Origin of the sequence: Halalkalibacter sp. AB-rgal2, assembly GCF_041821005.1 — a bacterium.
GTDB lineage: Bacteria > Bacillota > Bacilli > Bacillales > Bacillaceae_D > Halalkalibacter.
In genome coordinates, this window is record NZ_JBGUAV010000020.1 from 25,124 (window position 1) to 46,822 (window position 21,699).

21 protein-coding genes are annotated in these 21,699 nt (G+C 39.8%); all 21 read right to left on the reverse strand.

Features of this window, described 5'->3' with window-relative positions:
- Nucleotides 1-201: 201 nt before the first annotated feature.
- Complete coding sequence (gene spoVT / locus ACERJO_RS14900) at nt 202-741, reverse strand: stage V sporulation protein T (protein WP_247107266.1); 540 nt, start codon at nt 739-741, stop codon at nt 202-204.
- 255 nt (nt 742-996) lie between these two features.
- Entirely contained in the window at nt 997-4,530 is a 3,534-nt protein-coding gene (mfd, locus tag ACERJO_RS14905) for a transcription-repair coupling factor (protein ID WP_373647990.1), read from the reverse strand.
- Between the two features lie 194 nt (nt 4,531-4,724).
- Nucleotides 4,725-4,952 carry an anti-sigma-F factor Fin gene (gene fin / locus ACERJO_RS14910; RefSeq protein WP_035345799.1) on the reverse strand — a complete coding sequence of 76 codons (228 nt, stop codon included), beginning with the start codon at nt 4,950-4,952 and terminating at the stop codon, nt 4,725-4,727.
- Nucleotides 4,953-5,016: 64 nt separating this feature from the next.
- Entirely contained in the window at nt 5,017-5,574 is a 558-nt protein-coding gene (gene pth, locus ACERJO_RS14915; protein WP_373647991.1) for an aminoacyl-tRNA hydrolase, read from the reverse strand.
- A gap of 135 nt (nt 5,575-5,709) precedes the next feature.
- Nucleotides 5,710-6,342 carry a 50S ribosomal protein L25/general stress protein Ctc gene (locus ACERJO_RS14920; protein WP_373647992.1) on the reverse strand — a complete coding sequence of 211 codons (633 nt, stop codon included), beginning with the start codon at nt 6,340-6,342 and terminating at the stop codon, nt 5,710-5,712.
- 85 nt (nt 6,343-6,427) lie between these two features.
- A complete protein-coding gene (locus ACERJO_RS14925; RefSeq protein ID WP_247107262.1) occupies nt 6,428-7,378 on the reverse strand; it encodes a ribose-phosphate diphosphokinase in 951 nt (316 codons plus the stop codon).
- A gap of 30 nt (nt 7,379-7,408) precedes the next feature.
- Nucleotides 7,409-8,773 (reverse strand): bifunctional UDP-N-acetylglucosamine diphosphorylase/glucosamine-1-phosphate N-acetyltransferase GlmU, encoded by a 1,365-nt coding sequence (gene glmU, locus ACERJO_RS14930; protein WP_373647993.1) that lies wholly within the window; start codon nt 8,771-8,773, stop codon nt 7,409-7,411.
- A 206-nt stretch (nt 8,774-8,979) separates the two neighbouring features.
- Entirely contained in the window at nt 8,980-9,273 is a 294-nt protein-coding gene (gene spoVG / locus ACERJO_RS14935; RefSeq protein WP_035345789.1) for a septation regulator SpoVG, read from the reverse strand.
- 249 nt (nt 9,274-9,522) lie between these two features.
- Nucleotides 9,523-9,900, reverse strand: a complete 378-nt coding sequence (locus tag ACERJO_RS14940; RefSeq protein WP_373647994.1) for a RidA family protein — start codon at nt 9,898-9,900, stop codon at nt 9,523-9,525.
- A gap of 4 nt (nt 9,901-9,904) precedes the next feature.
- Nucleotides 9,905-10,747 (reverse strand): pur operon repressor, encoded by an 843-nt coding sequence (purR, locus tag ACERJO_RS14945; protein WP_247107259.1) that lies wholly within the window; start codon nt 10,745-10,747, stop codon nt 9,905-9,907.
- A gap of 55 nt (nt 10,748-10,802) precedes the next feature.
- Nucleotides 10,803-11,669, reverse strand: coding sequence for a 4-(cytidine 5'-diphospho)-2-C-methyl-D-erythritol kinase (gene ispE / locus ACERJO_RS14950; protein WP_247107289.1), 867 nt, complete (start codon nt 11,667-11,669; stop codon nt 10,803-10,805).
- A 170-nt stretch (nt 11,670-11,839) separates the two neighbouring features.
- Nucleotides 11,840-12,664: a membrane protein insertase YidC gene (yidC, locus tag ACERJO_RS14955; protein ID WP_373647995.1), complete on the reverse strand. Its 825-nt coding sequence runs from the start codon at nt 12,662-12,664 to the stop codon at nt 11,840-11,842.
- The gene (locus tag ACERJO_RS14960; RefSeq protein WP_373647996.1) at nt 12,610-12,969 is read right to left on the reverse strand and encodes a hypothetical protein; all 360 of its coding nucleotides are present in this window, start codon (nt 12,967-12,969) and stop codon (nt 12,610-12,612) included. The genes yidC and ACERJO_RS14960 overlap by 55 nt, the downstream gene beginning before the upstream one ends.
- 159 nt (nt 12,970-13,128) lie before the next feature.
- A complete protein-coding gene (locus ACERJO_RS14965; RefSeq protein ID WP_247107256.1) occupies nt 13,129-13,305 on the reverse strand; it encodes a small, acid-soluble spore protein, alpha/beta type in 177 nt (58 codons plus the stop codon).
- A gap of 140 nt (nt 13,306-13,445) precedes the next feature.
- A complete protein-coding gene (gene veg, locus ACERJO_RS14970; protein ID WP_035345775.1) occupies nt 13,446-13,712 on the reverse strand; it encodes a biofilm formation stimulator Veg in 267 nt (88 codons plus the stop codon).
- Between the two features lie 316 nt (nt 13,713-14,028).
- Nucleotides 14,029-14,913 carry a sporulation peptidase YabG gene (gene yabG / locus ACERJO_RS14975; protein WP_247107255.1) on the reverse strand — a complete coding sequence of 295 codons (885 nt, stop codon included), beginning with the start codon at nt 14,911-14,913 and terminating at the stop codon, nt 14,029-14,031.
- Between the two features lie 49 nt (nt 14,914-14,962).
- The gene (gene rsmA / locus ACERJO_RS14980) at nt 14,963-15,841 is read right to left on the reverse strand and encodes a 16S rRNA (adenine(1518)-N(6)/adenine(1519)-N(6))-dimethyltransferase RsmA (protein WP_373647997.1); all 879 of its coding nucleotides are present in this window, start codon (nt 15,839-15,841) and stop codon (nt 14,963-14,965) included.
- Nucleotides 15,838-16,395 (reverse strand): ribonuclease M5, encoded by a 558-nt coding sequence (gene rnmV, locus ACERJO_RS14985; protein ID WP_247107253.1) that lies wholly within the window; start codon nt 16,393-16,395, stop codon nt 15,838-15,840. The genes rsmA and rnmV overlap by 4 nt, the downstream gene beginning before the upstream one ends.
- A gap of 198 nt (nt 16,396-16,593) precedes the next feature.
- The gene (locus ACERJO_RS14990) at nt 16,594-17,817 is read right to left on the reverse strand and encodes a resuscitation-promoting factor (protein WP_373647998.1); all 1,224 of its coding nucleotides are present in this window, start codon (nt 17,815-17,817) and stop codon (nt 16,594-16,596) included.
- A gap of 223 nt (nt 17,818-18,040) precedes the next feature.
- Nucleotides 18,041-18,811: a TatD family hydrolase gene (locus tag ACERJO_RS14995; protein WP_247107251.1), complete on the reverse strand. Its 771-nt coding sequence runs from the start codon at nt 18,809-18,811 to the stop codon at nt 18,041-18,043.
- A gap of 510 nt (nt 18,812-19,321) precedes the next feature.
- Entirely contained in the window at nt 19,322-21,298 is a 1,977-nt protein-coding gene (gene metG / locus ACERJO_RS15000; RefSeq protein ID WP_373647999.1) for a methionine--tRNA ligase, read from the reverse strand.
- Between the last annotated feature and the right edge of the window lie 401 nt (nt 21,299-21,699).

The window sequence follows — 21,699 nt, forward strand, 5'->3', positions numbered from 1 at the left end:
TCCTCACTTTTTTTCCGTTACGTATTATCATACTGAAAGTTGGGCCAAACGGCAAAGAAAATATAGGGTTATAACAGCTAAAAGGTCGCTACAACTAAAAAACATTGTAACGACCTTCGTATAGAGAAAATATAAAATTGAAATAATTAAGGCTTTAACAGGCTGTTGTTCAAGAAAATATTCTCTCTTCCTTATCCTTTCTTATTGCTCCATTTGCCGAGCAAGGAAACCAGCGGCAGTTTCAGCCAGCTTCTGCTCCATCGCACCTGTCAACTCTTCATCGCGACTAAAGATCACAACGGCACCAATCGGATCACCATTGGCGATAATTGGCGTTGCCACATACCCTTTCAAATCATCCTGATGATCGCTAACGATGTTATAATCACCTTGGGATGTCACAAGTTCAGTTTTTCGACCATCGATTACTTTTTCAATAACCTGACCAACTGCTTTATTTAAGAACTCTTTTTTCGGTGCACCTGCTACAGCAATAAAAGTATCTCGATCAGCAATTAAAACAAAATGATTCAAACTATCATAGAGAGCTTCTGCATACTCCTTCGCAAAATCGCCAAGCTCTGATATTGGTGAATATTTCTTTAAAATAACTTCCCCGTCACGGTCAACAAAAATCTCCAAAGGGTCACCTTCACGAATACGAAGAGTCCGTCTAATTTCTTTCGGAATGACAACCCGTCCTAAATCATCAATACGACGAACGATACCTGTAGCTTTCATACGTTATTGCCTCACTTTCTAATGATGTATTCACTTGATGGTAAGTGATAAGAAAAATATCCATTTCTTTTCTTAGCTATAGTATCTTTCGTAAAAAAAGAACTATTCACCAATTACTCATTTTATCCACTTAGCTAAATTTCCCAATTCAACAATTAGAGCGTACTGAACCAAACAAACCGAGGGCACCGAAAAAGTTAAAACCCAAATTTTTTCGGTGCCCTTAAGCACATAAGTCTTTCAGTACATTAGCAATTATGAAGTGAGGCTTTTTTGAGTTCGTGGAATAGAATCCATTACTTTTTCCATTCGATCAAGTATTTGCTCGTCCGTTAATGATTTCGTCTTAATTGTACATTTGATTTGACGATTATTTGTGCCAATATTAACCTCCCTTCCAATAGGAAGAATGAGTTCCATTAATTTGGCACCGTCGATTGTTTGCGTCGTTTCCTCAGATATCAAAATCTCGATTTGATCCTTCTGCTCGGAAATCTTTTCAATTCGAATTTTATTTGCAATCAGCTTGATATTCGTTAACCGTAGCAGGAAATCAACCTGCTTTGGATATTCTCCAAAGCGATCGAAGATTTCATCGCGTAAATCACCAATATCTTCAACCGTGCTAGCCCCTTTAAATCGTTTATAAATTTCGATCTTCTGTTGAGCATCTTGAATAAAGCTTTCAGGAATGTAAGCATCAACCTTCACATCTAATTCAACTGCAAATGGTTTCTCTGTAGGCTTATCACCTTTTCGCTCATCAATAGCTTCTTTTAGCATTTGTGAATACAAATCGAATCCAACTGATTCAATAAACCCATGCTGCTGCGCTCCTAATAAATTCCCCGCACCACGAATAGACAAATCACGCATCGCAATTTTAAATCCAGAGCCTAACTCAGTAAATTCTTTAATAGCCTGCAAACGTTTTTCTGCTACTTCTGTTAAAACCTTGTCGCGTTGATACGTAAAGTATGCATAGGCAACCCGATTCGAACGACCCACACGCCCTCGAATTTGATACAGCTGTGATAGACCCATTTTATCTGCATTGTAGATGATAAGCGTATTAACATTTGGTATATCGACACCTGTTTCAATAATCGTCGTCGTCACAAGCACATCACTATTACCTTCAAGGAAGTCCAGCATAATCGTTTCTAATTCTCTTTCATTCATTTGTCCATGCGCATAGCTAACACGCGCATCTGGAACAAGCATAGAGATTTGCTCAGTCATCCGCTCAATATCATCCACCCGATTGTATAAGAAATAAACTTGACCACCACGCGACAACTCACGTTCAATAGCTTCACGTATTAGTGCTCCATTGTATTCAACGACATACGTCTGAACAGGAAATCGATTCTCTGGAGGTGTCTCTATGACAGATAGATCACGGACACCTAACATTGACATATGTAACGTACGAGGAATAGGTGTCGCAGTTAACGTCAGTACGTCGATATTTGCCTTAAGTTTTTTTATCTTTTCTTTGTGTGTAACACCAAACCGTTGCTCCTCATCAACAATTAGCAAACCGAGATCCTTATATTCCACATCTTTTGATAACAAACGGTGAGTACCTACAATTAAATCAATCGAACCAGCCTTTAATCCTTTTAATGTTTCATTTTGCTCCTTTCGAGAGCGGAAACGACTTAATACACCAATGTTAATAGGATGATCGGCAAAACGCTCTTTAATCGTTTCATAGTGCTGTTGCGCTAGAATCGTCGTTGGAACTAAGATGGCTACTTGCTTCTCATCCATAATCGCTTTAAATGCTGCCCGAATAGCTACCTCAGTCTTCCCGTAACCTACATCTCCACATAATAGACGATCCATTGGACGCCCTTTTTCCATATCCTCTTTAATTTCATCGCTTGCTCGAATTTGATCTTCCGTTTCTTGATAAGGAAACGATGACTCAAACGTTCTTTGCTCCTCAGTATCCTTTGCAAAAGCGAAGCCTTTACTCGCCTCACGCTCAGCATACAATTTAATCAAATCATCCGCTATATCTTCTACAGATGATTGTACTTTTTTCTTTACTTTCTTCCAATCATTTCCACCCAATGCGTAGATTTTCGGGTCTTTTTCTTCTGAGCCAACATATTTTTGCACTTGGTCGATTTGTTCAACTGGCACATACAGCTTGTCATTTCCAGCATAACGCAAATGTAAGTAATCTTTATGAAGACCATTTATCTCTAACGTTTCTACACCTAAATATTTCCCAATCCCATGATTCGTGTGAACAATTAAATCTCCCACTTTTAATTCAGAATAACTTTTTATTCGCTCAGCATTTGACAATTTGTTCTTACGCTGTGGCCGTTTGACCGCTTTTTTCGCAAAAATCTCTTCCTCTGTAATGACAACGAGTTTGCTCTTTGGCAGCTCAAAGCCTTTATGAAGCGCACCTACCATCATATGAACTTTTCCAGGGATTAATTCCGTCTGGTCCTCAACAAGCTGACTATCAATCCCCTCTTCTTCAAGCTGTAAAACTAAGCGCTTTGCTCGATCAGTTGAACTCGCTAAAAAGACAAGCGCTTGATCTTGTTTCAGCCAACGCTCCACCTCAGACTTTAATAAAGGTAATTGCCCATGAAACTCCTGCATCGACTTACATGTAATAGACATGATGTTTTCTGGATTTGTCGACGGAACATGCTTTAAAAATAAAGATAAATAGATTGATGAAAAACGCTTTTGTTTAATTTCTTCAAATACAGGGAGAGACATCCTAACGTCATGAACCATCTCTCCTTGCTCTAATAACGCCATACTCCATTGCGCTTCCTCTTGATCTAAATGATCGGCCATTTCTTTAATTCGTGACATTTCATCAAACAAAATACACGTATCTTCTCGTAAATAGGATACAAGCGAGTACTCTTCCTCATAGTAAAGAGACATGTATTTATACATTCCTTGAAACGATGTTTGCTGTTTTAGCTGCCCTACTTCAAAAGATATATGCTGTGTTAGTTTTTCTTTTATTTCCTTAGATTTAATTTTTGTGACCGTACTAGAAAGCTTACTTCTTAAGCGTTCCTCCGCTCGCTTATAATCGTCATGGCGTAATAGCACTTCCTGTACTGGAGAAATGAGTACATTTTGCATTTCCTCCTCCGAACGTTGCGTTTCAACTTGAAAACTACGAATAGAATCAATCTCTGTATCAAATAATTCAATTCGAATCGGATTCGTAACTGTAAGCGGATACAGATCAATAATACCTCCACGTACGCTCACTTCACCTGGTGAGGCGACCATATCTACTCTTTGGAAACCCATAGTAATAAGCTGATCAAGTAGCTTCGTCGTATCACCTATATCCGATCCGACTTTCAATTCAAGCTGATGAAGCTCCCAGACATGTTTTGGAGGAAGCTGTCTTCTCATTCCAGCTATAGGAACAATCACTACACCATTAAATGATTGTACAAGCTTATTTAACACCTCAATGCGTTGCGCTTTCATTTCCGGACTAGCAACGGCTATTTCGGCTGAAATAAGCTCATTTACAGGATATAATAGAACTTGATCCTCGTTTAAGAATTCAATAAAATCCTCATAGAGCTTCTGTGCTTGATATAAATTATGTGTGACGATCAGCATCGGCTGTGACGTTTCTAGAAACAATGACGAAGCAAACAACGCTCTAGATGAACCTGTTAGTCCCGTTATTAGCTGCTCCTTCATTCCAGATTTGACTGTTGTAGCAATCGTTTGTATATCTTCACTTGTACGAAAATACTGTTGCAATCCTTTCATACTTCTCCCCCTGTTATGTCTTAACCTCACGTTCAACATGATAATATATGTATGAATGCTATTTCTTTTGTATTCGTGCTCTGTAACTAAAGTTCCTGCCATAGAAAAGGAAGGCATCTCAAAAGGGCACGTTATCCTTTGAGATACCTTCGAAGCCTTGTAATAATCCTCTCATTTTAAAATAGAGTCTCCCTCTATTGTACGACAATATCGACTTCATGCAAGTCAGGATTTCGAATAAGTGCTTCATGACAATCTTCACAAATGACCTTTACGTGTATATCGCCATTTTCCAAATATGATACCATCTCGGTTCGCTCTGTACTCGTGAGCATATCAAAGCCTAATACGTTTGCATGTATGGAATGTTCAATCGTCCCAACCTTTGCATGACAATGCCTACATTGATAATGGATAGCCAATACTAGCGCTCCTTTCACCCGTATACTTGTCATTAGTATGAGCGAATTGAACATGACCTATACACTAATTAAAACGATTCATCACTTGAAGGAAAGGCATCTCTGTCCAGGCCTCTACTGCTGCTGTAGCTTGTTTCACGGCATTTGATACAAATTCTTTTTCCTCAGGCTTATAGCTACCGAGGACATAATCTACAACCGATTGACCTGGATCAGGTCGATTAATCCCAATTCGAATTCGATTAAACTCATTCGTGCCTAACTGTTGAATAGTGGACTTAATCCCATTATGACCACCCGCACTCCCTTTTTGCCGTAAGCGAATCTTTCCGGGTGGCAAGTCCATATCGTCATAAATGACAACAAGATCCTCAACGGACAATTTGTAATAATCCCTAATCATACGTATCGCTTCACCAGATAAATTCATATACGTTAGTGGCTTCAACAAAATCACTTTTTCGCCATTAACAAGTCCCTTACCGTACAAGCTTTTAAACTTCAATTGATTAAGTTCAATTCCTAGCTCTTTCGCACAATAGTCAATACAGTCAAAGCCTACATTGTGGCGTGTTCCTCGATATTTTTCACCTGGATTTCCTAGTCCGACAATTAATTTCAAGGCTATTCTCTCCCTTACAATCCACACGTGGCAGCTCATATCTACCCCACATTTGGTAAGGCCCTCACAATTCACTGTAAAAGAGCCCATAATGAGTATATCTCATTACAGGCTATTTTCATAATATAGATTTCTTTATTCCTCGTTATTAGGCTTTTCGTTAATGACTTCTGGCTCCGCACCTTCCTCAGCTTCCGTTCCTTCTGGCTCAACTTCAGCTGCAGGAGCTTGAACGGTTACAATCGTTTCCTCATCTTCATTAACGACATCGACCTTAACAGAAGATCGAATATCGGCTACCTGTATGGAATCACCAATCGCTAAATTTGATACATCTACAACAATTTCTTCAGGTATATCAGCTGGTAAACATTTCACTGATAAATCATATAATAAGTGAGAGACAACGCCGCCCTCTTTTTCACCAGGCGCATCACCATCAAGTTGAACAGCTACCTCTGCCACAATTTCAGATTGCATATCCACTTCAAAGAAATCAATATGCAAATATTCATTTTTAAGCGGGTCTACTTGAATGTCGTGTACCATCACTTGGTGCTTTGACTTTCCTTCTATATCCAAGGAAAATAATCCGTTCTTACCTACATCCCGAATCGTTTTTAATAGGTCTACTCCTTCAACTGCCACAGGCTTACTCTCTGTCTTACTTCCATATATAACAGCAGGTACATATCCTTTTTTGCGTATTTTTCTCGTTGCAGAACCTCTTAAGTCTTCTCTCGGATTTGCTTGTAAAACGGTTGCCATGATTTATACCACCTCTAATTTGATTTTTAGATGTCTCTATTTCATGTTTTCCCCGAATACGACCTTTTCAAACCACTTTTTCAAATCAATCAAATAACTTACTTACGGAAGCGTGCTCATGGACACGGATAATCGCTTCCCCAAGTAAGGCTGCGACCGATAATTCTGTAACCTTTTCACTTCTTTTCTCGTCCGTTAGTGGAATAGAATTGGTGACAACAAGCTCTTTAATCTTTGAATTATTAATACGTTCCATGGCCGGCCCTGATAGAACAGGGTGTGTACAGCATGCATATACTTCCTTGGCACCTGATTCAACTAACGCATTTGCCGCTAATGTAATCGTGCCAGCCGTATCAATAATATCATCAATAATAATCGCTGTTTTCCCTTCAATATGACCAACGATATTCATAACTTCAGATACGTTAGGCTTCGGTCTGCGCTTATCAATAATCGCAATTGGTGCTTTTAAGCGATCAGCCATTTTACGTGCCCGAACTACTCCTCCATGATCAGGAGAGACAATGACAATATCTTCTAGCTTCTTATCTTGAAAATAATCAGCCAAAATAGGTACCCCTACTAACTGATCAACTGGAATGTCAAAGAAGCCTTGTATTTGTGTCGCATGTAAATCTAGAGTTAATACTCTTGTTGCCCCAGCTGTTTGCATTAAATTAGCGACAAGCTTTGACGTAATCGGCTCTCTTGCCCGCGCCTTGCGATCTTGACGAGCGTAACCATAGTATGGGAGAACCAAATTAATTGTACGTGCAGATGCTCGTTTCAATGCATCAATCATAATGAGAAGTTCCATAATATGTTCATTTGCTGGTGCAGATGTCGATTGAATCAAGTAAACATCACAGCCACGAATACTTTCTTCAATATTTATTTGGACTTCCCCATCACTAAATCGTGTAACCGAACAATCTCCCATTGGAACACCAATATGCTCTGTAATTTGGTGTGCTAAATCAGGGTTTGAATTAAGTGTAAAAATCTTTAACCGTGGATCGCCGTATTTGGGCATCTTTTTTTCCCTCCGAAATCACTTATTTATCTAATCTTTCTTGTTGATGTAATCATGTTTATTCGTTTGCCTAGAGCGTGCGATGGAGAGAGACGACTCTGGTACATCATCCGTTATCGTGGAACCAGCAGCAACTAACGCTTGCTTACCAACCGTTACAGGCGCAATCAGGTTCGCATTACATCCAATAAAGGCACCATCTTCAATGACCGTCTTAAATTTATTCTTTCCATCGTAGTTTACAGTTACAGCGCCACAGCTAAAATTCACATTTGATCCAACCGTTGCATCCCCTATGTAACTTAAATGCGAAGCTTTACTTCCATGACCTAAGCTTGATTTCTTAATTTCAACAAAGTTGCCAATTCGCGCTTCATCCCCGATGTTTGACTGTGGACGAATATGAGCAAACGGACCAACCGAAACCACTTTACCAATCTCACTATCATGGACAACAGATTGTCTAATAGCTGTCTCATCACCAATTAAGCTGTCTTTGATTTCAGTATTTGGACCAATGATACAGTTACGACCGACTGACACATTTCCTTGTAAGTGTGTGCCAGGATGGATGATTGTATCCTGCCCAATCATTGCTTGTGCAGAAATATACGTATTTCCAGGGTCAATTAACGTAACCCCTTGTCTCATCCAATACTCATTAATGCGCTTTCTCATCAATTGTTCAGCTTGAGATAATGCTACCCGGTCATTTACTCCCAAGGTCTCTTCGAACATCGGTGTTTGATAGGCAGCTACGGCTTCACCTTGCTTCTTCAATATTTCAATAACATCTGGTAAATAATATTCACCCTGCGCATTATCATTACCAACTTGCTTCAACGCTTTAAAGAGTAAAGCATTATCAAAACAATACGTACCGGTATTGATCTCTTGCACCTCAAGCTCTTCTTTTGAAGCATCTTTCTGTTCAACAATTCGTTCAACAAGTCCATGCTCATTTCGTATAACCCGTCCATAGCCACTAGGATCTTCGGCCTTTGCTGTTAATACAGTCACCTTCGCATCTTCACGTTCATGACATTCTAACAACTCATTCAACGTATCTGCTGTCAGAAGGGGTGTATCTCCACATAAAACGAGCGTAATGCCTTCTTTTTGCTCAAGTAAATCAGCAGCTTGCATAACCGCATGCCCTGTGCCTAGCTGCTTCTCCTGTACAACATACGAAACCTGTTCACCTAACTGCTCTTGTACAACTTCAGCGCCATAACCGACAACAGCAACCTGTTCTTCCACTTCTAAAGCTGCGACTTGATCAACGACATGTTGAACCATTGCCTTCCCGCATACAGGATGTAACACTTTATATAACGTTGATTTCATCCGTGTTCCTTGTCCCGCTGCTAAAATAACCGCATAACGATTGCTCATGGTTTCCCTCCAGATCTTCCATTTTCCATTACGAATATACTCTAAAACTAAGGCTATTTCAAGGATTTATCGATAACCTTCACAAATATGCTATTAATATCCGACAAAAATCGATCCATGCTATTCTTCTCACTTTGAAAAAAATCAGACGCAAAAAACCACTATGTATTTCGATCATAGTGGTTTTGCTTATCCATAAAACGAGACTACGAAGCACCTGCTTCTTCATACTCCACTTCTTCTACTTCGCCAGCCTTTTCATATTCCGTTAAAACAGCTGTTTGGATCTTTTCTCTTGTTTGCGAAGAAATTGGGTGGGCAATATCTCGAAATTCGCCATCTGGAGTTCTTTTGCTTGGCATTGCTACAAACAAACCATTATTACCATCAATAACACGAATATCATGGACAACAAACTCGTGATCAATTGTAATAGAAGCAATGGCACGCATTCGTCCATCCGTATTTACACGACGTAATCTCACATCTGTCACCTGCATTTAAGTCACCACCTATAAGAATGTTTATTCATACATAGACATTTCTCTAAAAATATGGGATTTCCTTCTTTTTTTCGAAACTTTTTTTATTTTTTTGAATTTATAAGAAAAACTGCTTATTCGTTTCTTACCATAGACAAAGCGTCTTTGAGAAATGACAACTTCATGATATTCACTAATTTATATTTTCTAACCATATAAAAAAGAAGGCGACAACTTCGCCTTCTTTCCTACATCCATCTATTCGAACTACTCTTTCACTAACGCAATCACTTCAATTTCAACAAGCACATCTTTCGGTAGCCTTGCTACTTCTACACAAGAACGAGCGGGCTTATGCTTATCGAAATATTCACCATACACATCGTTAATAAGCGGGAAATCATTCATATCTTTAATAAATACTGTCGCCTTAACAACTGTTTCTAAAGAAGCTCCTGCTCCCTTCAGTACAGCCTGTAAGTTTTTGAATACTTGATGAGTTTGCTCTTCCACTGTACCTTGAATCAGTTCACCTGTTGCCGTTAATGGAATTTGACCTGAGCTGTAGAACATATTATTAACGACTACCCCTTGCGAATATGGTCCAATTGCACCCGGTGCATCTGATGTATAAATAGTTCTCATTTTTTTACTCCCCCTCTGCTTCCTTTAGTAATCCTAATACATTTCCACGTTCAACTTTAATTGATTTATCGCGGACATTCACTTCTGATAAACGAGTAATCGACATATACTCATCAACTAAACGTTCTTCCACTCCTACAGTCTCCACTAACACACCAATGCCTACTAATTCCGCGTGGAACTCCTCTAGCAAATCCATCATCCCACGAATCGTTCCTCCTGCTTTCATGAAATCATCAACAATGAAAACACGAGAGCCAGGCGCTAAACTTCTACGCGCAAGCGTCATCGTTTGAATTCGTTTCGACGAACCTGACACGTAATTAATACTAACCATTGAGCCCTCTGTCACTAAGTGATCTCGGCGTACAATACTTACAGGAACATTTAGTTGTTGCCCAACTGCGTAGGCCAATGGAATTCCCTTAGTTGCAACCGTTAAAACAGCATCAATCTTTTCAGAAGCCAAAATCGAAGCAAATACTCGACCAACACGCTGCATAAAGGTTGGATTCCCTAATAGATCCATCATGTATAAATAACCGCCAGGTAATATTCGTTCCGGTACAGCCAACGAATCAATCACTTCATCTACTAGTAGCTCCGCTTGCTTACTTTCAATACGGGGAATAAATTTCACTCCGCCACTTGCACCTGATATTGTTAATAATGAGCCGTATCCTTCTTCCTCGAATATATCTTTGACAATGACTAAGTCTTCACTAATCGAAGACTTTGCAGATTGATAACGCTCTGAAAAGTGTGTGAGAGATATGACCTCATGTGGGTGTTGCAGTAAAAAATAAGTCATATCAACTAAACGACCACTGCGCTTTATTTTTTTCATGCTACCTCCACTAAAACCGAATATTTTTTATAAACATAACACTTTTATCCGGCTTTTAGCAAGAGCTCGTTGAACGAATTAACCGAACAGCATAAACATCGTGACAAAAACCGCGTAAACCGTTGTAAATTCTATGCATACGGGACTCATGCTCAACAAGTCCAAAAACAGTTGGTCCACTTCCGCTCATCAGTACTCCATCCGCACCAAAGCGTGCCATTTGCTCCTTAATTCTTCTCACTTCAGGATACAAATCTAATGTAACAGATTCTAATACATTGTGGAGGTTATGACATATCGCTTTAAAATCTTGCTGTTCAATGGCTTTTATCATCTCCGCTGTAGGCGCATGCTCTACATTACGTAAATCTAATCTCTTGTATACATCAGCTGTCGATACACCGATCGGCGGTTTCGCTAAAATGACCCAACAGGAGGGAGGAGATGGTATCGATTGAATAACTTCTCCTCTTCCTGTCGCCAATGCCGTGCCCCCATAAACACAAAACGAAACATCCGAGCCAATTTCCGCTCCTAATTCTGCCAACTCATCTAAACTTAACCCTAACTTCCACAGTCTATTAAGACCTTTTAACGTTGCAGCCGCATCACTACTTCCACCAGCTAAACCTGCCGCAACGGGAATACATTTTGTTATGTATATATCAACACCTAGACGAACCTCAAAACGTTCCTTTAACAATTCAGCCGCTTTATAAGCTAAATTACGATGATCATTTGGAACAAAGCCTTCCGATACTTCCACCTTGATATCGCCACTCTGTGTCAGGGTTAGATCAATGCGGTCGGCTAAATCAACCATTGTCATAATCATCTCTACTTCGTGATATCCATCTTCACGTTTTTTTACCGCATCAAGCGATAAATTAATTTTCGCAGGAGCTTTCACCGAACATTTCAATCTAGTCACCTTCTATATTCCTTTTGCTTACGCTATTTTATCATTAGTCTAAACATCATACCATAGCCTAATCATTTTTATAAGAAAAACCGCGGTAGCGTTCTTTTCTTATTATGATACTTTAAAAAAATCCGGATTAGCACAAACGTGCATAAATCCGGATAACAACGTTACTTTTCACTAACGACTTCATGAGTAGACTGAATCGGCTTAGACTTATAAATCGCCTTTGAAAGTAGAGTTTGAGCAATTAAAAACAGTCCCCCTACCGTCCAATAGAGCGGAAGTGCCGCTGGTACCGTAAATGAAAACACTCCCATTAAAACAGGACCTATATATCCTATAACAGCAAACTGCTTTGACTGTTGCGTTTCCATTCCCATTTGTGAAGCCTTAAATTGAATAAAATAAACGAGAGCAGCAAGAAACGGTAAAATAAAATCAGTTTCGCCTAGATGGAACCATAGAAAAGAGTGCTCAGCTATTTCCGGTGTCCTCATAATGGCATAATAAAATCCAATTAATATCGGGAACTGGATCAACATTGGCAAACATCCAATCGACGCAATTGGATTAAATTGATGCTTCGTATAAAGCTCCATCATTTCCTTTTGAAACTGCTTCTGATTTTCCGAATCCTTTTTATCCTTAAACTTTTCTTGCAACTCCTTCATCTCTGGCTGAATGACATTCATTTTCTCACGCATCGTCAATTGATTTTTGTATTGCTTTAGCATAAGTGGCATAAGGGCGATACGAACCAATAACGTTACTAACACAAGCGACAAGCCGTAATTTCCATTAAAAAGAATCGCAATTGATTTTATTAAATAAGAAAAAGGGTACACAACGTAATGATTAAAGACCCCAGTCGTTTCCGCATTAATTGGCTCTGTCGTCGCCTGACAACCACTTAAAATAATGAATAAGCCAATCATGGCTAGTATGATATAAATCCTTTTAAACGATGATGTGAATATAGATGATCGTTCCATATAAATCCTCCTCGTATGATTTCATTCGTTAACGAAGAGTTTCCATAGTCACCATCATCTTCAGGAGATTCCTTTCGTTTTGTCAAACAGGTTAGCCACGTTTGACGACGTTGCATAGGACCGATTGGATCTATTTTACTTGGTATAAACACATCAAACGAATATAAACTACTTTTCGTCAACATGCGTTGCTTAATCATTAAAGACCGTTCCATATACTGAAGTACTTTATAGCTTGCAACAGTCAAAAAGATACTCATGGAGAGTAACAGCGGGATGATATCCTGAAACGATTCAAATAACATCTATATTCACCTCCTTCTTAGCATACAAGATACACTTATCATCTTATAATTCCTTAATGAAGTCAAATGGCTATCAGTTCAATTTTCCTTGCCCTAATATAAACAAAAAGAAGGCACCTCTAGAAAGAAACGAAGATGCTTCTAGAGGTGCCTTTCCTGTTATTTCTTCTGAGCTAGTTGTTGTTCAGCTATTTCAATCGCACGCTTCACCATATTACCTGCATCTCGGGCTCTTATGCCACCCCAGCCTTCCCTTTGGACTGTATCATAAAAACCTAACTCCTTGGCAAGCTCTTCCTTAAATTGATCTGACATGACACCACGCCGTCTACTCATGCCTTAACAACTCCTTATCCAGAAGATAGATGGTGCACCTATGAAATAGGAGCACCCTTATTATGTGCCATGATACACAAGAAGATGCCCACCTAATCTATCCATTAGGTAAGCATCCTCTTGTCACTATCATAAACACCTTATGCTTTCAGAGCTGTTAATTCAGAACCCTCTTCACACAATAATAATTCTACTGATTCGGTCAAAATATCAGCATAGCTATAAGACACGCGTTCAAAAGCATTTTGCTGTTCATCTAACTTGACGATAAAAACAGAAGGATACGTCTCCTCAAGCAAACCTGAACGTTCTGATGTCTTCTTACGACCACCATTCGCCTTAATTGTAATGCGTTTTCCAACATTAGCATCTAATGTGCGTTTAATATCAACCAACGTTTTTGGCATTCGAACACCCACCTCACTGTATAGTTATCATACCACACCCAACACAACAAGTCAAGCAAACGTAAAATTATAACAAGGGTTCAACTCCTCTGTCAATGCTTTTACTCGTATTTGCTTCACACATTTTTCATAACTCCCAAATAGTATGTGAAAAATGTTGAAAAAATATGTATAAAATAGTCGACTGCATGAACGATACAGGTCGACTATTTTTCACACTATGTGTACAAAGAGAATGGGAGAAAGAAGAAAGGACACTGAAGAAGTTTAGTTTTAACTTTTTGGTGCCCTCACTGAAGGCCCTTCTGTTTAGCCATCATGACTGTTCAATATATATGCGATTGTACCCTTCTTTCAAAGGCATCCCACGTCTCATGATACCTTTTGTTTCAATGCCTCCCAGCCCTCTTTCACCGGTTATCGTATTTCGCAAAATCTCTGTTAAGTGAATCCGATCCATAAAGGACGTTAAGCTAATACGAGAAGCGATATACACAGGATCTAGTGCGTGAATATTTACTCGTTCTGGTGAGCTAGCAAAATTTGCTCCTGCTTTAATAAGTGTTTCAAAATGCGATTGACATGCTCCCGCAAAAATCACAAGGTCATCCCGATGCCACGTATATCGTCTGGCGATCCGAACACATTCTGCAAAATATTTCGTATGACGATATGACCGAATATCACCCTCATTACCCCTGGACTTTAAATACGCATCATGTCCAGTAACAACAATGATATCGGGCTGGACAATCTCGATCAATGACCCTATTTGTTCCGGCATCTCCTTCTCATGTAGGTGGACACCATAAACAGGTACACCTAGCTTTTCATACAAAGCTGTGCACTTTTTTAAATACAGACTATCACCATCAATATGAAGCACACGTCCACGCAATTCAAAAAAATCAATATCGCTTGCATATCCAGACGTAACTTCATATTCACCACGTTGCTTTAATAGCTTTGCATCTTGTCGAAAAAGGTGATAAGAACTTTCTTCAACCTCTTTCGACTTTTGAAGCATTTTCGTTCGTTCTTCTTCTGAAACAAGCACAAGGTCTTCTATTGGCGCATCCGCTAATAAACGCATATCCTCACCAACAAGTTCAACAACCGTCGAACGAATCTCAGATATTCGAAATAATAGATCTCGATTATAAGACAGACGAGTGACGAGATCCCCTTTATTAAGCTTCATAACCACGCCCCCTCTCCACTTACCCTATGTTGTGAATAGGGAGAAGGTGCTAGTCCATGACCCTTTTGTAAAGGGCATTACTTAATGAGGCAAACTCTTCTAATGACAATGTTTCTCCACGTCTGCGTGGGTCGATTTGGATATCAGACAACACATCCTCAATCATTGTTTTCTCCGCTTTCGTTAATAAATTATGCGTTAAATTGTTAAGTAGTGTTTTACGCCTATTGGCAAAGGACGCATGAAACACGCGAAAGAAAAAGGCCTCATCAATGAGCTCTACAGGCGGCTCCTCTCTCACTGTTAAGCGAAGTACAGCAGAATCAACACGGGGTTGCGGGATAAAGACAGACCCTGGAACAGTCATAACCTTCTCCGCCTCAGCAAAATATTGTGCGGCTATCGATAGGGCTCCATAATCCTTCGTTCCTGGCTTCGCCGCTATACGATCAGCAACCTCCACTTGGATCATAACGACAATCCCTCGAATAGGCAGCTTCTCTTCTAATAATTTCATTAAAATCGGTGTTGTCACATAATATGGCAGGTTTGCAACGACCATCACATCATTTACTTCTTGAAAGTGTTCAGCGATGTATCGATGAAGATCGACCTTTAGTACATCTGAATGAACAATATCGATATTCTGATAAGAAGAAAGGGTATCTTCTAGAACAGGTAAAAGGCGTTGATCAATTTCAAATGAAACGACCTTTTTAGCTTGTTTTGCCAATTGCTCCGTTAAAGCGCCAATTCCCGGTCCTACTTCAATAACACCCGTTTCATTCGTAACAGTTGCAGCTTTCACAATATTATGTAGTATATTTAAATCGATTAAAAAATTTTGACCTAAGCTTTTTTTAAACTCAAACCCATACTTCTCTAAAATGGCCTTTGTTCGTAACGGGGTAGCAATATCCTTATTCAACACTGATCCTCCTCAAATACTGTCTTCATCGCCAATGAAAACTCCGTTTGTGAAATACGAAACATCTGCAAACGCTTTTGTAATTGTTTCCCATTCGCATAACCAATGTGTAGAAGCTCTCCTAAGCGCTCTCGCCTCCGTTTCGCTGACGCCCCAGCAATAAGTCCTGCATCAAGGAGATCCTTTAGCGGTATACTAGCTTCAACATATTCCTTTTCTATATGAACATGACGCAGTGCTTCCCGAATCGCTGACGGAGATGCATGCTCCACACCAACGCTACCCTTTCGTTTCGCTATAGCTTCTGCTTTAGGTAAGAACGCATGCTTGCATTCAGGAATACGCTGACTAATAATAGTACGAATCCGCTCTCCTGGGTAATCAGGATCGGTCAAAATAATGACTCCCCTTCGCTTTTGCGCCAATTCGACTTGAGCCAACACATGCTCTCCAATGGCCGAGCCATTCGTTTCAATCGTATCAGCATCAACTGCTCGTTTAATAGCGACTGTATCATCCTTACCTTCCACTACGATGATTTCCTTTATTTTCATTTCCTTCTCCTTAATCACTCAATAACTCATACAGAACACAAACTGAGTCTTTTCATTATCTAAAACTGAAAAATGGAGTCAGCGAGGCTCAATCAGGCTCTTACTGCCCTTTTATCCTAAACTAGCCATCCATTTACACTTTCTTATCTTATAACAAAAGACACAGAGTCACAACGCAACTCTGTGTCCAACAATTTATTAATCTAGAATCTTAATTTCAACTGTTCTAGTTCCCCAACTATGCGCATCTGCTTTCGTTGGCATATGCACATCAATCTTATTACCAACAATAGCGCCACCTGTATCACCAGCAATAGCCGTTCCATACCCTTCTACATACACTTTTGAACCGAGTGGAATGACATTCGGATCAACAGCAATCACCTTCATGTTCCGGTTATTATTTAAATTAATTCCGGTTGCCGTTACCCCACTACATCCACTGCAATTTGCCGTATACGCGGTAGATTCCACTGTCAGCGTTGTACCACTAGATGTTGATGCACTATCGCCACTACTCGTTGTAGATTGACTTCTTGACGGTGTCGGTGCAGGTTCCTTCGTTCCAACAGCAACAATTCGATCTGAGCTTTCCTTAACCGTTTCCTCTTTCACAAGTTCACGAGATACTTCTTCACCATCTTCAAGGATAACCTCATAATGCTTTTCAACTTTACCATCCTCACCCGATTGTACGACTTCCTCACTTCCTGAAAGTAAGTCATCATCCTTACGAGTAACGGTTGCAAAATCAATCGCTTCTTCCACCACATCGGTGACTTTTTCTACACGTACGACTTGAATCGATGTTTCTTCTTCTAATCGTTCATCTAATTCTGGCTCTACTCGATCCAGTTCATCTAACGTTACTTCTTCTCTCTCTAAAAAGTCAGCGACAGTCGTCGAAGTTGTCCAAAACTCATGTTGCTCACCATCACTAATTAGCTCCACTTGAAAAGCAGATTCATAGATTAACTCCATTTGCTCTTCAATCGCTGCACTTAAATCTGGCTCTACTACATCGTGTTCTTTGTATTCAATTTCTAACTCGTCTATTAGTTCTTGGACCGTCTTTGACGTCGTCCATACTGCATCCTCTTGACCATCAATCATCGTGAAAACTTGCTTCGCTTGCTCCCAGGTGATTGTCATTTCATTCTCTATCTCTGTATCGACACTAGGTTCAATATGATCATATGATTGGACTTCCCACTCATACTCTTCCAACAGATCTGCAACTGTATTAGCGTGTGTCTCAACAACGGTTTCTTCACCATCAATCATAACGGTTACCGTTGCTTTTGTCGTTTCGTATACAGCGTATGTGATCAAACTAACGAAGAGTACCAGACTAATCGAGGATACAATCGTCTTCTTCCCGAATAGCTTCTTGGGAAGAAACTTTATCCTGTTTAAATCCATGATATGCCCTCCTCTTTGGTATCGACCGAATTATAAACACTGTACCTCCTCTTTGTCAACTGATTGTTTTTGATTGACACATCTCCCTTATTATCTATGAAGGTGTCCCAAAAGAAAACAAAAACTTATCGACAAGTCCAATTTATGCAATGCCACCAAGGTGTAGAACCATTTCGAAATGATTGATCATTTGACACATTATTACAATATCCCCCAATAACTGTTAGGGTTTTATGTTGAAAATTTCTTTTGCGTTAGCTGTTGTCCGTTCTATAATTTCTTCCAAATCTACCTCTTTTAATTCAGCAATTTGCTCAGCAACAAGACGAACATAAGCAGGTTCATTACGCTTCCCACGATTTGGATGAGGAGCTAAATATGGACAATCAGTCTCAATTAATAACCTCTCTAATGGAATCGCTTTTGCAACCTGTTTCGGTCGTTTTGCATTCTTAAATGTCACAGGTCCTCCTAATGAAATATAGAAGTTCATATTCATACACTGTTCCGCAATTTCTACACTACCACCAAAGCAATGCATAATACCACCGACCTCAGTGGCGTTTTCCTCTTTCAATATATCAACAATATCTTGATCTGCATCACGATTATGAATAATAATAGGTAATTTGACCTTTTTAGCTAATGCGATCTGCTTGCGAAATACGTCCTTTTGTACCTCTTTCGGTGACTTATCCCAATGATAGTCAAGACCCATTTCACCGAGAGCGACGACTTTCGGATGAGAAGAAAGCTCCTCAAGCCATTTTAAATGTGCATCAGTCATATCGATCGCATCAACAGGATGCCAACCAACTGCAGCGTACATCCATTCATACGTATTGACCAGTTCTAGCGCTCTTTTGATCGTCTTTTCATCAAAACCGACCACAACCATATTTTTAACGCCAGCAGTCTCTGCTCTCTTTATAACTTCGTCTAGATCTTCTTCAAATTGATCAGCATTTAAATGTACATGAGTATCAAATAACATTTCCATTCTCCTTGTACGTAATAGTATTCAGTTAATCATAAAGCTTGATGAAGAGCAACATACAAGGGCACTGAAAGTTTGATTTTTAACTTTTTTGGTGCCCTTTAAGCAATGAGCGAAACCGTTGCCTATGTTGAAAAGAGGCTGGGACAAAAGTGGTTTAACTAAAAGAAAAGCCGAACAATGATAGATGGTGGACGTAAACCGCTCCTGAAATATACTTCGCTTTCCGCGGGAAGCCGGTGAGCCTCCTCGTGCTTCACTGCGGGGTCTCACCCTTGGCTTTTCAGTGACCTTGCTTTTCATCCCGCAGGAGTCTACGTATATTTCATCCGCTACGTTCATCTTTTGTTCGGGTTTCCAGATAGACACTTTAGTTATGTCTCAGCCCCGAGCAACGAGTGAATCCATTGCTAGTCTAAACAATGGCACTGATAAAGTCGATTTGTACTTTTCAGTGGCTTCCAACATACACCTCATTAGGTGCGTAGCAAGACTATTTCCAAAACTTTATTTTACTTTTGCTCCATTTGGTAATGAACCATCTATTGTCGCTAGTTGGAGCTTCTTTCCTTTAGTTCCTGCTAAAATCATCCCTTGGGATAGTTCTCCACGTAATTTAACAGGTTTTAAATTCGTGACACAAACCACTTTCTTACCAACTAATTCCTCAGGTGTGTAAAACTTAGCAATCCCTGAAACAACTTGTCGCTTCTCACTTCCAACATCGAGCTGAATTTTCAATAGACGGTCAGCACCATCCACTTTCTCTGCTTTTATAATTTCTGCTACCTTTAACTCTACTTTCGAAAAGTCATCAATCGTTATTTCATTTTCGTCCTCAATTTCTTCTATTTGGTTATCCGATTTCATCGTTCCACCCATCTGACCAACAATATAGCCAACCTCTTCCTCAACATCTAGTCGTGGGAAAATCGGATTTCCTTTTTCAACTTTTACTCCACTTGTAAGCTTGCCAAATGAATGTATCGTTGACCAATCGGTTTCATTCTCAACAACGCCTAATTGCTGCCAAATCTTCTTCGGCGCTTCTGTCATGAATGGTTGTAACATAATAGAAGTAATCCGTAACGATTCAGCTAAATGATACATGACAGAACCGAGCTCTTCCCGTTTCTCCTCTTCCTTAGCAAGCATCCACGGCTGTGTCTCATCAATGTATTTATTCGTACGGCTAATCAGCTGCCAAATAGCCGTTAATGCTACAGAAAATTCCATATCCTCTAGTGCATTTTCCACCTTTGCAATAGTCGCCTCAACTGTTTCCACTAGCTCGCGATCAAATGGAGTAGCATCCTTCACATACGCTGGTACGACACCCTCAAAATACTTATTAATCATCGCAACCGTTCGGTTTAGAAGATTTCCTAAATCATTTGCTAAGTCATAATTAACACGCTCAACGAAGCCTTCTGGTGTAAATACGCCATCAGATCCAAACGGTACTTCACGTAATAGATAATAACGAAGAGCATCTAATCCGTAACGATCAATTAATGGTACGGGATCAACGACATTTCCTTTTGACTTCGACATCTTGCCATCCTTCATTAATAACCATCCGTGACCGAACACCTTCTTAGGGAGGGGCAAATCAAGAGCCATTAACATAATCGGCCAATAGATCGTATGAAAGCGAACAATTTCCTTACCGACAATATGAACATTTGCTGGCCAATACTTTTCGTATAAGCTTTGATCGTCGTGACCATAGCCTAGAGCCGTAATATAATTCGATAGCGCATCGATCCAAACGTACACAACGTGCTTTGGATCACGTGGTACCTTCACGCCCCAAGTAAAGGATGTTCTCGATACAGCAAGATCTTCGAGTCCTGGTTTGATAAAGTTATTAATCATCTCATTTTTTCGCGATTCGGGTTGAATGAAATCTGGATGATCCTCATAAAACGTCAACAAACGATCGGCATACTTGCTCATTTTAAAGAAATACGATTGTTCGCGGACTTTTTCAACAGGGTGACCACTATCTGGACTTTTCCCACCAACAATCTTCCCATTCTCATCCTTCACTGGATCAACTAGCTGTAACTCCGTGTAGAACGTTTCATCAGGGATTGAATACCAGCCTTCATATTCATCTAAGTAAATATCTCCTTGATCAATTAACCTTTCAAAGATTTGTTCAACGACCTTCTTATGGCGCTCCTCTGTCGTACGAATGAAATCATCATACGAAATATCGAGCTTCTTCCACAGTGCTTGGATCCCACTCACAATTTCATCCGTAAATTGCTGTGGTGTGAGCCCTTTCTCCTTTGCCTTCGTTTCAATTTTCTGTCCATGTTCATCTGTACCTGTTAAATAGCGAACATCATATCCTCTTAAACGCTTATACCTCGCCATCGCATCACCTGCTACCGTTGTATACGCGTGACCAATATGTAGCTTATCACTCGGATAATAAATCGGTGTTGTTAAATAAAAGGTTTTGTTTGTCGACATAACCCATGCCCTCCTTATTTTTTATACATTTTGTGCATACAAAAAGCCCTCATCCACAACGGGACGAGAGCATCGCTCACGTGGTACCACCCAAATTCCCTTTTTTCCTCACAGAAAAAAGGCTTACGAAGTTATGAACTTCTCTGTTAACGCCAGCAACGTCATATGCTTATGCTTAGCACTCACATATCAATCCTCATTGGACCATCTTCCACCTATCATCTATACTGGTTTTCAGCTCCCCCAGCTCTCTGCATAGCATATGCTACCTATAGACAAATGAGATGTACTCATCCCTTCATCGGAATTTTCCTATCAAATTCTTTTCTACGTGCTATTCAAAAAGGAAAACCGTCCTTTCTTGAATAGCACCTTATAGTATAACCAAAATATACCGAATT

What these genes read in the sequence shown, in the direction of transcription:
- spoVT (WP_247107266.1), bottom strand. Translation starts at nt 741, where the DNA reads ATGAAAGCTACAGGTATCGTTCGTCGTATTGATGATTTAGGACGGGTT.
- mfd (WP_373647990.1), bottom strand. Translation starts at nt 4,530, where the DNA reads ATGAAAGGATTGCAACAGTATTTTCGTACAAGTGAAGATATACAAACG.
- ACERJO_RS14920 (WP_373647992.1), bottom strand. Translation starts at nt 6,342, where the DNA reads ATGGCAACCGTTTTACAAGCAAATCCGAGAGAAGACTTAAGAGGTTCT.
- ACERJO_RS14925 (WP_247107262.1), bottom strand. Translation starts at nt 7,378, where the DNA reads ATGCCCAAATACGGCGATCCACGGTTAAAGATTTTTACACTTAATTCA.
- glmU (WP_373647993.1), bottom strand. Translation starts at nt 8,773, where the DNA reads ATGAGCAATCGTTATGCGGTTATTTTAGCAGCGGGACAAGGAACACGG.
- spoVG (WP_035345789.1), bottom strand. Translation starts at nt 9,273, where the DNA reads ATGCAGGTGACAGATGTGAGATTACGTCGTGTAAATACGGATGGACGA.
- ACERJO_RS14940 (WP_373647994.1), bottom strand. Translation starts at nt 9,900, where the DNA reads ATGAGAACTATTTATACATCAGATGCACCGGGTGCAATTGGACCATAT.
- purR (WP_247107259.1), bottom strand. Translation starts at nt 10,747, where the DNA reads ATGAAAAAAATAAAGCGCAGTGGTCGTTTAGTTGATATGACTTATTTT.
- yidC (WP_373647995.1), bottom strand. Translation starts at nt 12,664, where the DNA reads ATGGAACGATCATCTATATTCACATCATCGTTTAAAAGGATTTATATC.
- ACERJO_RS14960 (WP_373647996.1), bottom strand. Translation starts at nt 12,969, where the DNA reads ATGTTATTTGAATCGTTTCAGGATATCATCCCGCTGTTACTCTCCATG.
- ACERJO_RS14965 (WP_247107256.1), bottom strand. Translation starts at nt 13,305, where the DNA reads ATGAGTAGACGGCGTGGTGTCATGTCAGATCAATTTAAGGAAGAGCTT.
- veg (WP_035345775.1), bottom strand. Translation starts at nt 13,712, where the DNA reads ATGCCAAAAACGTTGGTTGATATTAAACGCACATTAGATGCTAATGTT.
- yabG (WP_247107255.1), bottom strand. Translation starts at nt 14,913, where the DNA reads ATGAAGCTTAATAAAGGGGATCTCGTCACTCGTCTGTCTTATAATCGA.
- rnmV (WP_247107253.1), bottom strand. Translation starts at nt 16,395, where the DNA reads ATGAAAATAAAGGAAATCATCGTAGTGGAAGGTAAGGATGATACAGTC.
- ACERJO_RS14990 (WP_373647998.1), bottom strand. Translation starts at nt 17,817, where the DNA reads ATGGATTTAAACAGGATAAAGTTTCTTCCCAAGAAGCTATTCGGGAAG.
- ACERJO_RS14995 (WP_247107251.1), bottom strand. Translation starts at nt 18,811, where the DNA reads ATGTTATTTGATACTCATGTACATTTAAATGCTGATCAATTTGAAGAA.
- metG (WP_373647999.1), bottom strand. Translation starts at nt 21,298, where the DNA reads ATGTCGACAAACAAAACCTTTTATTTAACAACACCGATTTATTATCCG.